Here is a 12905-nt window from a genome sequence, read left to right as displayed (position 1 = left end):
AATGAGCGACACTAAGTACCTTGCCATATTCAAAGTTGTCAACCTGATCCCTGAAGGTAAGGTAGCTAGCTATGGACAAGTTGCTGACTTAGCTGGTTTGCCAGGTAGAGCAAGGTTAACAGGCAAAGCCTTGGGTCATGTGCCTAAAGATATGCAGGTTAATTGGCACCGGGTGCTGCGCTCAAACGGTCAGATCGCCTTTGCAAAAGGCAGTGCACAAGCAAATTTGCAGACTGGCAAGCTCCAGCAAGAAAATGTCGCGGTATTTAACAACCGAGTGAAGATGAAAGACTTTCAATGGCAGCCCGATGTTTATACCTTACTGCATGAATTGTCGTTCTAGTTCGTGATTGCTCACTCAATCAAGGGCCATCGAGTGAGTAGGCCTACTAAAGAAAGATATATTCGTTTTAGCAACGGCGTCATGCTTGTTCTGGATACAGTGAATACCTCAAGTGTATTGAGGTGTTTAATCTTCTCTATTGACAGTGGCTTTATTTATTGCCGCAATTACTATCTTCGATTCGCTGTCGCTAATGTTCAAGGTGTTTGCCTGAATAAACTCTGAAGACTCGTATAGCGCAGAGATTGCTTTGTCTACCTTGAGCAATAATTCTATTGATGCTTGATTTTTGTTGCACATCAAATGGCCCGTAGAAACTGCACCGACTCCAGCAATTGGGTAGGATAGTAAATCTAAAGGGTAAAACTCCTTTTCAAAATCGGCAATTTCAGTTGGATACAAGATGGCATAGTCGGTTCTGCCACGGTCAATCATCTTAACTAAACTGCCGTGCGAACTCTCGACTTGAATAAAATCTTTGTTGCTATCTGGGATTTCGTTTAAGCCTTTATCTACGGTTTCGCCATAGCTGATCTGTTCCCAAAGCATAATTTTTTGTGTTGAGCTGGGTCCAAAAATAGCCGCTAAGCTTATTACTTCGCCCTCGTCGTTCAGTAGGTTTGGAGATAAGGCCGGTAAACCGCGTCGTAAAAATAAGCGATTGTTCGATAGGAAGCTAATTGGAAGTGAAAAATAATAGTCCTTCTCACGTGCCGAGGTTTGCAGTTTAAATAGTGAGCATACCGCTTGATTGTTCGGCGTGTCTAACTCTGTCAACAAACGCATAGTGGGCAAAAATCTCACATCCACCAAATTTGAAATCTCATTTAACAGTAATAAATTTGAAGCGGCTACCGAATTTGCTGGGGTCTGAGTACGGTAAGCATCAGAAAAGGGACGGTAATCATAATATACCTGTGCCTTGAATTCGGGTTTTGCTTGGTTCTCGTAGCTAACAAAAATGGATAGTAAGCAGGCGCTTAATACCATACATTTCTTGAGGTAATGCTTAGCGGAGTGTTGATAATTAATAAATTTTCCTTGACCAAAACCGAGTGTCATTTAATAGCGACACTTCAGTATAGGCAAAGAACCAAACAATAGCCATTAGTCAAACGACTAAGTTTTTTGTTTTTAATGAAATAATATCCAAAGTGCTCAGGTCTTATTTGTGACTGATACATAATCATACTTTTAATACTAAGATAAACGGAGCAAACCTCATGTCGTCAAAAATATTTACTGCCTTTGCTATTGTAATAGCATTCACATTAAGTTCTTGTGGGCTCATTCCCAGCCAAGCTAATTCCGCCATAGAAGCCGTAAACGTAGATGAAAATCGCGTGGCAATAAAGGGTTACGACCCAGTCGCGTATTTTACTGAAGCGAAACCGGTACAAGGACAAACTCAATTCACTTCTGAGTATAATGGTGCGATATATCAGTTTGCTAGCATCGAGCACAAGGCCTTATTTGATGGTGAGCCTGCAAAATATGCACCGCAGTTTGGTGGGTATTGCGCTTTTGGGGTGACTCAAGAGAAAAAATATGATGTTGATCCGACTGCTTGGGCAGTGGTAGACGGCAAACTATATTTGAATTTGAATGCAGGTGCTCAGCGGGTGTGGGATAGAGATCGTATCGGTAATATTGCATCAGGCGACTCAATCTGGTTAGATATTGAAAACAAGTCGGTATCTGAACTATAAGCTCCAGAGTATAAAATTAACAAATAGGTGAAAGTTAATATCACTTTCACCGGTTTAATAAGATAATCCAACGATACTGAGTATCATTAATTTAAAAGAACTATCCAAAAGGAAACGAATATGAAAACAAATATCGCTGTTGCGGCTGCCCTTGCTACTGTTATGACCTTAGGTGTATCTAACGCTGTTGAAGCTGCTAGTAAAAAGAAGGAAAAGTGTTATGGAATTTCGCCTGCAGGTCAAAACGACTGTGGAAACCTAGCCGGTACCCATAGTTGCGCTGGTCAATCTACGGTTGATAACGATATCGGTGAATGGCGTTTAGTACCAGGCGGCACCTGCAAAGACCTTGGCGGCTATAACCGTAAAGAAGCGAAAGAAATGTTTGAAAAAATGCAGGCTAAAAAAAGCAACTAGGTTAAACACCCTTTGCACAAGCACAAAACATTGCCAAAGCCCGAGCCCTGTATAGGACTCGGGCTTCGTCATTTGCACTACGACCAAGCGCTCAATCATCAAGTGGAAGACGCGCCAATCGATTTTGTCGAAATACACGCTGAAAACTTTTTTGCAAAAGGCGGCATTACCCGCGCGCTGCTGGACGATGTGCAAAATAAGTACTCGCTTAGCGTACACGGCACCTCACTGGGCCTTGGTTCTCAGATGGCCTTGCCGCAAGATACTTTGGCTCAGTTTGTCGAATTGGTAAATAGAACTCAGCCGATGTTGGTATCTGAGCACCTTTGCTTTAATAGAGCTATGGTAGGTAATAAAATATACCATTCGGGTGACTTACTGCCGATTGCTTACAACGATGCATCTCTTATGCAAATCGTTGGAAATATTCAGCAATTGCAAGATGCCATTAAGCGCCCTATATTGATTGAAAACCTTTCTGCTTATATGCTGCCATCTGATATCGACGAGTCAAGCGCCGACACCATGCAGGAATTTGAATTTTTAGTGAGTATGTGTGAGCAAGCCGGTTGCGGGTTGCTGCTTGATCTAAACAATTTGTTGGTAAATGCGCTCAATCAAAAAAGCCCTGAGGTGCTCGATAGTGCATTCGCAAAGATTAAAACCTTACCAGCCCATCTTGTAGGCGAAATACACTTAGCGGGCTTTAGCGAGCGCCAGGTGGCTGGTTTTATTATTGACGACCATGGCCAAGCGGTATCAGAACAATGTTGGCAACTGTATGCTCAAGTGGTGAAGCATTTGGGCCACGTCCCAACACTTGTGGAATGGGACACTAATCTGCCCGAATGGCAGGTGCTGGTCAAGCAAACGCAAATAGCGCGGAGTATCGCGATTGGTGCTTAACTAAAAAGCGGCGCTGTTCTATTAATGCTTAATAGTGTGCACTACCACATCGTTAAAATTGGCTGCATACGCCCTAGGAAACATACTTGGCATATCAAACAGATCTTATCGAAGCAATATTTAAGGCCGGCTCAGGCAATCACCAACAAGCGGGTGTGCAGGTTTACCATAACAACTTTATTGAAAATGGTATTCGTGCGCTGTCAATTAGTTTTCCGACCGTCGCATTTTTTGTAGAAGAGACTGACTTTAGAGCATTGGCCCGCGAGTATTTATTGGCGCAGCCCAAAACCCAATTTGATTGGGCCGATTATGGTGAGAGCTTTGCTGATTTTATCATGGCTCATCCTAATTTGGTGGAGCTTCCGTTTTTGTCTGAGCTTGCCGAACTCGATTGGCTTATTGCACAGGTTCAGCGCAGCGAGGATAAGATATTTGAGGGAGAGTCCTTCGTCTTACTTAATGAGCAAGCCTTAGACAGGCTTGTTTTTGAGCCCGCTCCTGGGTTTATTATTGCGAAGTTTTTCTTTCCCGTATCGCAATTATATCAATTGGCAAACGACGCAGAGCTTGCGGTAGAGGGCCTTCAGCGAAGTGCGTTTATGCAAACCTTAAATAAATCCATGTCTGATGCAATAAATCTTGATACTCCTCGGTCTATTCTGTTGTGGCGTCCTGACTACCAAGCTCAAATCTTGAGTTTAGACGATAGCGAGACAGCATTATTTACACAACTACAAAACGCAGAGAGTATCGACCATATATTTTCACACTTTGCTGATACGCCAGAGCACATTTCTACCTGGCTTAGCGAGCAAATCGTGCAAAAACGAATTTATGGAGTGCTCCTAAAAAATTAAATACGGTGGCTTAAATCCACCCAAAAACGGAGCAAACAAAATGGGTAAGTTAATTGGGTTGTACAATAAAGTGTTTGGTATTTTGCATCATCTAGATGTGCCCGCTTTGTTAGCCGCTAGACTCTACGTCGGATGGGTATTTTTTAAGTCAGGTTTGACTAAAATAAATAATTGGGAAAATACCATTTTGCTGTTTGAATATGAATATGCTGTGCCGGTGCTTGACCATGTCACTGCTGCATATTTGGCCACCGCTGGAGAGCTTATTTTACCGGTGTTGCTAGCCCTAGGGTTATTTACCCGGAAAGCGGCAATCGGCCTGTTTATTGTCAACTACGTTGCGATTATCAGCTTAGAAGATATTCCGGCAGCCGCGCTTAACCTGCATTATATTTGGGGGCTGATGTTGCTTGCCAATATCATTTGGGGCGCTGGAAAACTAAGTGCTGACCACTTTGCCAAGATAAAATAACTGTATTGCTTGTTGTTTAGCGCACATCTAGGGTGTGTTGCTAAGGCTGCAAAGCGCAATCAACAAATGCTTACTGAACAGGATAGCTGGCTTTAATAACCACCGGAGCATGTTTATCTCTAATTCGGCTGTCTCTACCAACAATATATAAATTACCGTCATTATCGATGGTATGAGAGCCGTAAAGGAGGAAGTTGTCTTTGGGAATAGACTCTATTGGGTAGTTTACTGATACTTGTGTGTTGAGCTCTCTAATATACCAATAATAGCCTTGGGTACCTTTGTTTCTTCCCAATCCGACGAGCAGCGACGTACCATCTGGTGAGAACATGCTGGCGATATAGCTATTTTCAAATTGAGGTTCAAACTTGCCTAGGTAGTTCACTTTATATCGACCGCTTGATGATTCTGTAATGTGATAAAGCCCGCCAGTTGCGACCGTAAAATACACATCGCCATTCATCATAAGCGTATATGAAACAATGCCGTGGTCGCCAAAACTCCCCCGATTTGTATAGTCTTCAAGAGGATGAATGTCGGTTATCGCAAGCGAGGAATTGATTTCGACTAATACGGCAGTAGTTTCACCGTCGTCGGTTTTTTCGACTCTAGGAACAAAGGCATAGCCATCGCTATTGACCACAAAATTTCTAGATATATGACCGTCAATGGAACCTACGGTAATACGGTTTGCCACTTGTGATACGGTATCATATTGATATAGAACGTGGTCCCAGTAGCCCAAGGCGTATACAAATCTGCCGCGAACGTTTACCGCAATTAATGCTTCGTCAGTGGCCAGCAAATGTTCCCAGTTTTCAGATTCAGGTAGTTTTCGCCAGAGGTTACCGCCGTAAACTGGATTCCTAGATCCGGTCTCTCCGGTTTCATCAAAGCTTGAAAAATAAAGATAGCCATCGTCAGCCATTAAAAATTTGCTGTGCAGTTTGTTTTGTCCTAAATCTCTAAAATACAACTTTGCCTTTTTTAATTGGCTTACCGTGTCCGACTGATTGACCGTTGTGCCGGTCTTTGGATCGTACTGCACCAAGTAGGAAGTATCGTCAATCCCCGTGTATGTCGACAAACCGAAATAAAGTTTACCTGCATTATCTCTGCCTGTGGCCCCCCAAATAGCCGCGCCGGGAACGTCAGTCTGTAATTTGATTTGTTCAAAAACGGGTGGTTTAAAATGTCGGTTGGTCAATACTTGAAAACTAGCATCTATTGGTTGCGATATATTGGCGGTAAATGCAGTGTCGTCGATTTTCGCATTGTCTGAACAAGACCAAATAATCATCGGTAGGGCTGCTAATAAGCCTAGTTTCAAAATCGTCGAAAACCGCATATTTACTTCTCCGTGAAAAATATTGGGTTGCTCATAAACTGATAATGATGAAGCCCAGGTTGAATGCTTCTACCTTGCAGTCTGAATGCCCTGACATTTGAGCCAATATCGAAAGGTAAACGAATACTCATTTTACCGTTGTTATTTTGTACTTGTGACAGCAGTGGCACAGCTCTGATATTGCGGTCTTCGATGATCACTAAATTCAATTCATCGAGACTGGTAGCAAAGCCCTGCCAATCTGTAGGGTTTAATTGAATGTCAATATTGATTGTTGCTGAGACGGTATCGTCAACTATTAGTTTAGCCCCCGGCCGGGTATTGCCTTCGTTGGTACTAACAAAAAACTCAAGACTTCTAATGAAGTTTCCGTGTTGCGCCCAAGTATTGCCAGCGCGCAGGGCTTCGAGAATATCGTTGGTGCGATTAGAGCGGCTAAATACATGAGTGCTCGAAAATTGACATGGCCAATAATCCATTTTGATATTGTGGAAATCAGAGTCAGCGCGTGCGCCAAGCACTCGATAACCTTTGCTTAGCAGTTCATCCCAGATACCACCAATTTCACTGGCGACTGGGTCCCAGCCGTGAGCGGTGCGCAAGTAGTTTGTGTAAGAGCCGTTGTCTTCTCCGCGTTTTCCCTGATGACCAGGTGCACCCGACAGACCGATCACGGTATCGCTGATTCGCATCCAGTTCGACAGGTCAAAAAGGTTTTCGTCTACCGAGCTATCTTTACGGCTCGGGTGATTATATATAACGACGGGCGGTGTCTCAGCGCTCTGCACGTATTCATTTAACCAACTTAAAGCGGGCTCTATACTCAAATGCCGAGCGGCCTTTTCATTGTAGTGATCAAACTGTTTTCTAAACCGAGCTAATGCAGAATTACTGCCATTTTCATTAGCAAATAAAACGGTTGCGTGCTCACGGCCATTGAATGGGGGGATGTTCCACTCAAAGCCAGGAATGACGGTCATATTGTTGTAACGTCGATTGGCCGCTGCCACATCGGCAAAGTAAGCTTGTGATAAGACGCCTGAAAGGTTGCGGTCACCATGATCAGTGATGGCAATAGCCTCACAGCCATAGCTCGCCGCTTGCTTAGCGATTGCGTCTATGCTTTGATTGCCATCTGAGTATTTTGTGTGAATATGCGTATCAACCTTATGCCACGTTCCGTTGCTTATTGTGGCAACGTCCGGAAAATTTGGGGCGTCTAATTCTTGCTCTGGACTGTAAAGAGCAACCATGTTTATACGCGCATCAATAAGCGACTCTAAGGCTTGGTATTGCAGACTGTTTACATCGCCAAAGACTCGAGCAAACTGCGACTCGGTGAAGCCTTCAGGTAAATCATGAGAAAACGGATAAAAATCTCTTTCTGATTGTGCGTTTGCCAAACGCTGCTGGGCATCGATGGCATTTGCATTAGATGAGGTTAGATGCGCGGCAAAGGCGATCCCAGTTTTGTCGGCCATTAGATCCACAAAGCTAAAACCACTGCCGCCGGCGCCGCTATCGAGCACCTCTTTGAGTTCTCCGATATTAAACGACAGGTTCTCGTTACCGACCTGTTGGAGTATCGCTGAATATAAAAAGTGGAGCGCTAAATCGTCACGCTTGCGAATATTTACGCCTAAGTCAGTTTGTGCATCCTCAACATTGGCTAATCTAGCGAAGCGCTGGCTGCCAAAACGTATGGCCAGAGCCCATATCATGGCGGCATTTTCTTGGGTAGCAGAGTTGTCTAATGATCTTACGCTGGCTAATTGCGCAAGTTGTTGCATGGGCACTAACAAGGATTGGCCATTAAAATCAGTTTGATAGAGCACGTCGAGATAAATATTAATTAAGTCTGGCGGCGGTGTATCGTTGGTCATCGCAACCTTTGCTACGCTGGCAGCATTGCTCAAAGACTGACTAACTCGCTGTCGTAAATCGGCGCTTTTGTTTGCTGATAGTACTAAATTACGATCCTCATAGCGCAGACCTGCAAGCATGTTGTTAAATGATCGTTTTACTTCGCCATCAAATATTAACCAAACCCCAAGGTTGATGAAAGGCTTAACCATCCAGCCAGGCACAGGTAAGTCCCCAAGCCGGCAGTAATCGAGATAGCTATGTGTATTGCTAAGCGCAATTTCACAGCTCGTATTGATATACACGGAGCCCAAACCAAGATTAAGGCTTGTTGATGCACCCATTTGCACAAAGCTTGGGTTATAGCCAAGGGCAACGTTGGTATTGTCGAATAAATGCGAGGTGGCTGCACTAATGGCAACGACATCTTGCTCTGTAAACACTAGATCAATAAATGAGCGCGAAGAGGCAAGCCCGTCGGCAAGGGCCTTTGCATTATCCCGAGCCGTTTTAGCGACCTGCCCAGTAATAGGGGGCTTTTGCGCAATTAGCGGCGATGTTTCTACGAGCAAAAAGAGGGTTAGTAGCGGAATGCCAATAAACCAAAATTTTTTTGCCTTGAGCACGCGAGTAACATTCATTCTTCGGTTTCTTTAACAAAATGCATGTCTCGCCATTCGTGATTGTTATATTGGTCTACTACAAAGGGATGCAGGCGCGCGGATAATACCTTGCGCTTAATGTCGACCTCAAAGTGCATAAATGCGTTGCTGGCGGCGTTTTGATTATCCCAAATGATTTTGTATGTCATATCTTGAAAAGGTACGACTTTCCCTTTTAAGTTAATCATGCGTGAAGATTCTATACGAATATCTTTACCCGATTTACTTAACACCAAGTCGCCAAACCATGAGTCTGAATAACGTCCGATAATACTTTCGGCCTCAAGACTTATTTTAGCACTGGCTTTAGGGGCTTCAAAATTGGCTAGATATCGCTGTTCACGTTCATCTTGCTGGTCAATATAGTTTTGCACCCAGTCTTGGGTTTCGGGTTTGGTAAACATTTCCATGATGGTCAACATGACCGCGCCGCGTGCGCCAGAATTAGAGCCATTGTTTAACACCACGGCGCCGAGATTCAGTTCAGGCAACAGCGCTACAAAAGCTTGATAACCAGACAAGGTACCGGTGTGAGAAATATGCTGATATGCGCCAAAGTTGGTTAAACGCCAGCCTAGTCCGTAATTTTCAAAGTGTGAACCTTGCCATTCACGCTCTGTTTTTGACACGCTCATGATAGTGTGTGCTTGCCACATTTTGCTTAATTGAACTTGTGAAAACGGTAAGTTTTCTGGTGCGAGTAGGGCACTTATCCATTTTGCCATATCAGAAGCGTTGCATACCATTCCGCCAGCGGCCGCCGACATTAATGGCTCACCAAAAATAGCATTGCGAGATACCGGATAGATGCCTTTGCTGTCATTGTGCCCATATCCCATTGCGCTGGCATTGACAGCTTTTTCGGGCATGCTGCCCGCATAACACTGCATTTCTAGGGGTTTAAAAATGTATTGATCAACGAAGTCTTCAAAGACTTTTCCAGATACAGCCTCGACCAGTTCGCCAGCGGTAATATACATTACGTTGCTATAAGCATAGGACTGTCGAAACTGAAAGTCGGGTGTAAGGTAGCGTAAATTTGCAATAACTTCTTCGCGCGTAAATCCACTAGGCTCAGGCCAAATCATGCTGTCGCCTGCACCGCCTGCTAAGCCGCTTTTATGGGTGAGCAGGTCTTCTACTGTGAAATGCATCGTTGCATAACTATCTTGAAGACGAAATGCAGGTAAGTAGTCGATGACCAGATCGTCCCACTGCAGTTTTTCTTGGTCGACTAGAATAGCCAGCGCAGCAGCGGTAAAGGCTTTACTTGTGGAGGCGATGCGAAAATACGTGTTCGCCGTGACGGCTTGTTTTTGTTCTAGGTTAGCAGAGCCAAAACCTTTCTCATAAATTACTTGGTTGTTGTGCACGATGGCCACACTCATACCGGGCGTATGAAACTCCTCCAGCGCGCGTTCTATAGTCTTGTCTAGAGCCTCAGGATCCCACTGCGCAAAAGCAAAATTGCTGAACATGCATAAAATAGAAAATGAAATTGCTAGGATGGCGCGGATAGACATGAATCGTCCCTTAAATAGTTAAGCGCTTTAGTGTGCTTTTTTTATGCTTAAAATTCAATCTTTAAGATTACAAAGTCTGCTCAGAAATGCACAGCGATGAAGAGACTAGTGCCTAGTGATGTGTGCTAGTAAGGCTGCTTTGTTTTAGCATTATCAGAATAAACGCTCCTAAATACATGATTACCCCATAAACCCCAGCCGCTATTGCAAATGCCGGTTGCTGAATAAAGCTGACCGCGATCAGGATCGCCAATGACGCATTTTGAGTGCCAATTTCAATGCCTAGGGTTACGCCGTCTTTGCCTGATAAACCACCTAGATTTGCCATCCCAAGGCCAATCATGGTGGCGCCTAAGTTAAGTCCCATGGCTAATAAAAACACATCGGGGAACGCTGCGATTATCATGTCTTGTTCTTGATAGCTGATAATAATAATCAGCAGGAGCATGAAAACGGTCGATAAAACCCTAAATTTGGGTTCGGCTCGCCTGGCAAATTTTGAATACCGTGCTCTGATCAGCATGCCTGCAATTACCGGTAATATTGAAATAAGCAACAGGCCAAAAGAAGTATTGAGCAATGAAAATTCGTTAGCTTGCTGCACTGAAAAGAAACCAATGCTGTATTTGATCACGAGCGGAGTTGTTATAACACATACGATAGTTGTGAGTGCGGTTAGGCTGACCGAGAGCGCTAAGTTCGCTTTAGCAATATGGCTAATAAGATTAGAACTTGTGCCACCCGGACATGCAGCCAATATCATCAGGCCAATGGCGATTTCAGGCGGTGCATTAAATGCTAAGGCAATACTAAAAGCAAAAAGTGGCAGCACCAATAATTGTCCAAACAAACCTACAAATACAGGCTTTGGTGTACTCATTAGTCGTGTGAAGTCTACTTTACTGAGACTTAAACCCATACCAAACATGATCAACGCAAGCACGCCAGGCAAAACAAACTGGGTAAAAATAGTGGCCTGCAAAGCTAACTCATTTTCTTAAGCCAAGACAGCGGAGAAACCCTTAAAACACATTGTAAAAAAGCCCAAGGACATGTAGGTACGTAACTATTTGCGCCTTCTTTTTCAATAGCTTTGACCATTGCTTTACACCCGGTTTCAGTGTCGACCATAAACGGTACGTTTTTAACTTTTTCGTTAATTTCACTTTTGATAAAACCCGGATGCAATGTTGAGACAACGATGGGGGTATCGATTAAATCTAAACGCAAGCCTTCGCTTAAAGAGCTAATTGCCGCCTTAGTTGCTGCGTATACAGTTAAGGCTCTTCGAAAGCCACGGACGGCGCTTATTGATGATATAGTAACTAAATGTCCTGCGTTTTGTGCCCTAAATATTTCAACTGCTGCTTCGCACTGTGCTAAGGCCGATACAAAATTAGTGATTGCCGTTTGCTTATTGGCATGAAAATAACCTGTGCCAATAGACGCGCCTTTGCCCATACCAGCATTTACAATTACTCGGTCAAGCTGTCCAAATTCTTGTTTAAATTCATTAAAAACCGCAAATACCGCGTCATGATCATCTACATCGAGTGATTTAATGATCACATTTATGTTTGGGTTTATGGCCAATAACTCTTGCTGCAAGGTTTCTAAACGCTCTACGCGTCTTGCGCACAGGGCTAAGTTACGCCCCATTTTCGCAAACTCAATGGCCATGCCGCGGCCTAAGCCAGAACTTGCGCCGGTAATTACGATGTTTTGTCGCACCTATTAGCCTCTTTTAATGATTTTGTTGCAGCGATACATTAGATAATGCACAAAAATCCACATGGTTTTATATGCCGGATTACGGGTTTGCTTGTGATGATAGCGATAATAGATTTGCTGCACGATACCAGCGAGTCTAAACAAACCATAGACTTCATAAAAATCGAAGGCTTTTGGCTCCAAACCTTGTTTTGTGCAGTAATAGTTGATGACTTCTTGTCTGGTCATCATACCCGGAATGTCGGTAGGCTGACGCTGGGTGCTCTTTGCTAAGAAGTCATCGCCCGCCTCAACCCAGTAAGCTAGACTATTGCCCAAATCCATCAAGGGGTCACCCAAGGTGGCCAATTCCCAATCGAGTACGCCAATAATTTGCGTAGGGTCGTCTTTCGACAGCACTAAATTATCAAAGCGATAGTCATTATGGGTAATACAAATGGTTTCTTTTTCAGGTAAGTTGGCTTCTAGCCAGTTCATGACTTTTTTACCGCTAGGAACGTTCCACGTTTTGGCTTTGTTATAGCGGGTGATCCAGCCGGTAATTTGTCGTTGAGTATACCCTTCGCCTTTGCCAATATGCTCTAAGTTAGCGCTTTTGTAGTCGACGTTATGCAGGCTTATAAGGTCGTCGAGGGCAACTTCACATAGTTTTCTGGCCTGAGCTTCAGAAATTTCAACGCCGCGAGGAAAGTGTTTTCTGGGAATAATCCCTTCAAATTTTTCCATCACGTAAAACTCAGCACCGATGATTGACTCATCATCAGTATAACCGAGCATGTTGGGCACTTTGTTGTAGACCGGCTTTAAAGCATTTTGCAGGCGATACTCACGGCCCATATCGTGAGCGCCCCTTGCTTTCGTGCCCTTTGGCGGACGCCGTAAAATAATCGAACGATTGTCGAATGCCAAACAGTAGGTCCAGTTAGATGCACCGCCAGAATACTGGGTAATGTGCATCTCGCCTTGTAAGTCGCCGATATTTTCGTCTAGCCACTTTCTGAGAGGCTCGATGGGTAACTCTTCGCCTTCACGAACGCTGCCAGCAGTATCTACAATTGATTTAGTCATAAG

At 44.0% G+C, this 12905-nt stretch carries 13 protein-coding genes; 6 read left to right on the top strand and 7 right to left on the bottom strand.

The features are described from left to right. Position 1 precedes the first annotated feature (1 nt). Positions 2 to 343, top strand: a complete 342-nt coding sequence (locus AB9H30_RS12730) for an MGMT family protein (protein ID WP_371195069.1) — start codon at positions 2 to 4, stop codon at positions 341 to 343. Between the two features lie 126 nt (positions 344 to 469). On the opposite strand, the gene AB9H30_RS12725 is transcribed toward AB9H30_RS12730, so the two are convergent. After that, the gene (locus AB9H30_RS12725; protein ID WP_371195068.1) at positions 470 to 1405 is read right to left on the bottom strand and encodes a hypothetical protein; all 936 of its coding nucleotides are present in this window, start codon (positions 1403 to 1405) and stop codon (positions 470 to 472) included. A gap of 161 nt (positions 1406 to 1566) precedes the next feature. On the opposite strand from AB9H30_RS12725, the gene AB9H30_RS12720 reads away from it, so the two are divergent. The 5 genes from AB9H30_RS12720 (at position 1567) to AB9H30_RS12700 (ending at position 4707) form a co-directional block, all read left to right on the top strand. Beyond that, entirely contained in the window at positions 1567 to 2052 is a 486-nt protein-coding gene (locus tag AB9H30_RS12720; protein WP_371195067.1) for a YHS domain-containing (seleno)protein, read from the top strand. 120 nt (positions 2053 to 2172) lie between these two features. Next, a complete protein-coding gene (locus tag AB9H30_RS12715) occupies positions 2173 to 2469 on the top strand; it encodes a DUF2282 domain-containing protein (RefSeq protein ID WP_371195066.1) in 297 nt (98 codons plus the stop codon). Positions 2470 to 2481: 12 nt separating this feature from the next. Beyond that, complete coding sequence (locus tag AB9H30_RS12710) at positions 2482 to 3375, top strand: DUF692 family multinuclear iron-containing protein (RefSeq protein WP_371195065.1); 894 nt, start codon at positions 2482 to 2484, stop codon at positions 3373 to 3375. Between the two features lie 86 nt (positions 3376 to 3461). After that, positions 3462 to 4235 (top strand): putative DNA-binding domain-containing protein, encoded by a 774-nt coding sequence (locus tag AB9H30_RS12705; protein WP_371195064.1) that lies wholly within the window; start codon positions 3462 to 3464, stop codon positions 4233 to 4235. Between the two features lie 40 nt (positions 4236 to 4275). Continuing rightward, the gene (locus tag AB9H30_RS12700) at positions 4276 to 4707 is read left to right on the top strand and encodes a DoxX family protein (protein WP_371195063.1); all 432 of its coding nucleotides are present in this window, start codon (positions 4276 to 4278) and stop codon (positions 4705 to 4707) included. 70 nt (positions 4708 to 4777) lie between these two features. On the opposite strand, the gene AB9H30_RS12695 is transcribed toward AB9H30_RS12700, so the two are convergent. The 6 genes from AB9H30_RS12695 to AB9H30_RS12670 all read right to left on the bottom strand — a co-directional run bounded on the left by AB9H30_RS12695 (position 4778) and on the right by AB9H30_RS12670 (position 12902). Then, positions 4778 to 6055, bottom strand: coding sequence for a hypothetical protein (locus AB9H30_RS12695; RefSeq protein ID WP_371195062.1), 1278 nt, complete (start codon positions 6053 to 6055; stop codon positions 4778 to 4780). A 2-nt stretch (positions 6056 to 6057) separates the two neighbouring features. Then, a complete protein-coding gene (locus tag AB9H30_RS12690) occupies positions 6058 to 8559 on the bottom strand; it encodes a PHP domain-containing protein (protein WP_371195061.1) in 2502 nt (833 codons plus the stop codon). After that, positions 8556 to 10103: a serine hydrolase gene (locus AB9H30_RS12685; protein WP_371195060.1), complete on the bottom strand. Its 1548-nt coding sequence runs from the start codon at positions 10101 to 10103 to the stop codon at positions 8556 to 8558. Before AB9H30_RS12685 ends, AB9H30_RS12690 begins: the two co-directional genes overlap by 4 nt. 112 nt (positions 10104 to 10215) lie before the next feature. After that, positions 10216 to 11085, bottom strand: coding sequence for a bile acid:sodium symporter family protein (locus AB9H30_RS12680; protein WP_371195059.1), 870 nt, complete (start codon positions 11083 to 11085; stop codon positions 10216 to 10218). 2 nt (positions 11086 to 11087) lie between these two features. After that, positions 11088 to 11834 (bottom strand): SDR family oxidoreductase, encoded by a 747-nt coding sequence (locus tag AB9H30_RS12675; RefSeq protein WP_371195058.1) that lies wholly within the window; start codon positions 11832 to 11834, stop codon positions 11088 to 11090. A 3-nt stretch (positions 11835 to 11837) separates the two neighbouring features. Next, a complete protein-coding gene (locus AB9H30_RS12670; RefSeq protein ID WP_371195057.1) occupies positions 11838 to 12902 on the bottom strand; it encodes a phosphotransferase family protein in 1065 nt (354 codons plus the stop codon). Positions 12903 to 12905: the final 3 nt, after the last annotated feature.

The organism is Glaciecola sp. SC05 (assembly GCF_041380235.1).
Taxonomy (GTDB): Bacteria; Pseudomonadota; Gammaproteobacteria; order Enterobacterales; family Alteromonadaceae; genus Glaciecola.
Note: the sequence above shows the minus strand (reverse complement) of the source record. Positions and strands in the feature narration are given on the sequence as shown.

What these genes read in the sequence shown, in the direction of transcription:
- AB9H30_RS12730 (WP_371195069.1), top strand. Translation starts at nt 2, where the DNA reads ATGAGCGACACTAAGTACCTTGCCATATTCAAAGTTGTCAACCTGATC.
- AB9H30_RS12695 (WP_371195062.1), bottom strand. Translation starts at nt 6,055, where the DNA reads ATGCGGTTTTCGACGATTTTGAAACTAGGCTTATTAGCAGCCCTACCG.
- AB9H30_RS12720 (WP_371195067.1), top strand. Translation starts at nt 1,567, where the DNA reads ATGTCGTCAAAAATATTTACTGCCTTTGCTATTGTAATAGCATTCACA.
- AB9H30_RS12690 (WP_371195061.1), bottom strand. Translation starts at nt 8,559, where the DNA reads ATGAATGTTACTCGCGTGCTCAAGGCAAAAAAATTTTGGTTTATTGGC.
- AB9H30_RS12685 (WP_371195060.1), bottom strand. Translation starts at nt 10,103, where the DNA reads ATGTCTATCCGCGCCATCCTAGCAATTTCATTTTCTATTTTATGCATG.
- AB9H30_RS12670 (WP_371195057.1), bottom strand. Translation starts at nt 12,902, where the DNA reads ATGACTAAATCAATTGTAGATACTGCTGGCAGCGTTCGTGAAGGCGAA.
- AB9H30_RS12700 (WP_371195063.1), top strand. Translation starts at nt 4,276, where the DNA reads ATGGGTAAGTTAATTGGGTTGTACAATAAAGTGTTTGGTATTTTGCAT.
- AB9H30_RS12715 (WP_371195066.1), top strand. Translation starts at nt 2,173, where the DNA reads ATGAAAACAAATATCGCTGTTGCGGCTGCCCTTGCTACTGTTATGACC.
- AB9H30_RS12725 (WP_371195068.1), bottom strand. Translation starts at nt 1,405, where the DNA reads ATGACACTCGGTTTTGGTCAAGGAAAATTTATTAATTATCAACACTCC.